Origin of the sequence: Lyngbya sp. CCAP 1446/10, assembly GCF_026130175.1 — a bacterium.
GTDB lineage: Bacteria > Cyanobacteriota > Cyanobacteriia > Cyanobacteriales > Microcoleaceae > Microcoleus.
The window spans coordinates 1-1001 of sequence record NZ_JAIGNI010000139.1 but is presented as its reverse complement, the minus strand read 5'-3'; the positions used below and the strand labels follow the sequence as shown (position 1 = coordinate 1001).

2 protein-coding genes are annotated in these 1001 nt (G+C 38.4%); both read left to right on the top strand.

Annotated elements, in window-relative coordinates; genetic code table 11:
• The first annotated feature begins 244 nt into the window (after window positions 1-244).
• On the top strand, window positions 245-715 hold the full coding sequence (locus K4039_RS26650) for a hypothetical protein (protein WP_265239512.1): 471 nt from the start codon (window positions 245-247) through the stop codon (window positions 713-715).
• A 10-nt stretch (window positions 716-725) separates the two neighbouring features.
• Complete coding sequence (locus K4039_RS26645; RefSeq protein ID WP_265239511.1) at window positions 726-959, top strand: hypothetical protein; 234 nt, start codon at window positions 726-728, stop codon at window positions 957-959.
• Window positions 960-1001: the final 42 nt, after the last annotated feature.

Genomic DNA, 1001 nt, shown 5'->3' with positions numbered 1-1001 from the left:
GAAAAGTAGCTAATGGATTTAAAGAAACAATGAAAATTATTTTTGATGAATATCTACCAAAATGGAATTATCGTGCAGTGCCGACTATTTAACCAACGCTAAAGTTATTAAATTTTCATTCCTAACTACAACTTTTTATCATAGTACCGTTAAAACTTTACAAAAAATAGATCGTTAAAAGCAAGGCCGCGAGCGCGGCAATTTGTGAGAATAAGCTGCACTTGCTTGTACTGCGAATCCAGCCATGACCCAAATAGAACCAAATTCCGAACCAACTGGAGAGGAGATTCCACTTTCAGCTACTCAAAAAGTGGGTGAAACCATCAACAAAACTGAGAACACTTCACAGAGTCCTGACTTACTTGATGAAGGAGAATCAGAACCTTATGAATTCAATTTTTGTACAATCAAAATCCACATTGTTATGCGACCAGACGATGGGCATCCAGAAGGGCGAATCGTAGAAATTACAGCAACGAGCCATGACGACTTACCACTATTAGTACAAGTTAGAGAAAACTCGATTGGAGCTTGGCCAAACCATTTACAAGAATTGCTCCAGCGGTTAGCCTCTAACCTACCTAACCGAAAAGTGAGCGCTCAAATTCGTTCTTCTGTTGGTCAACCCCGGAAACAAGCCAAACCAAATCTTCAAAATCCTGCTAACCACCCCGTCAACAAAGGTGAAGCTGGAGTACAAATCCCCCTGTTTTAAAGAGGTAACAATGAGTCTAATAGAATATGAAGGCAGGCAAATCGAACTGCCCAACGAAATTACTTCAAATGATGAAAAATTGCTAGAAGTCCTACTTCCTTACTTCCCTGAATTAAGCGAAGCTACAATTGAACGAAAAACAGGTCAACCCATTAAAATCCAATACGGTTTACTTAAGGCTTGGGAGGATTTAAAATTACAAAAACAGGAGGATTCATTTTTATGCCAGTACCTCTGTGTTTAACTTTTTTAGATTTAAATTTTGAAACGGGTTTTTTGATAACTC

Bases quoted from the DNA above. Each gene is read 5' to 3' on its own strand.
- K4039_RS26645 (WP_265239511.1), top strand. From the start codon at position 726: ATGAGTCTAATAGAATATGAAGGCAGGCAAATCGAACTGCCCAACGAA.
- K4039_RS26650 (WP_265239512.1), top strand. From the start codon at position 245: ATGACCCAAATAGAACCAAATTCCGAACCAACTGGAGAGGAGATTCCA.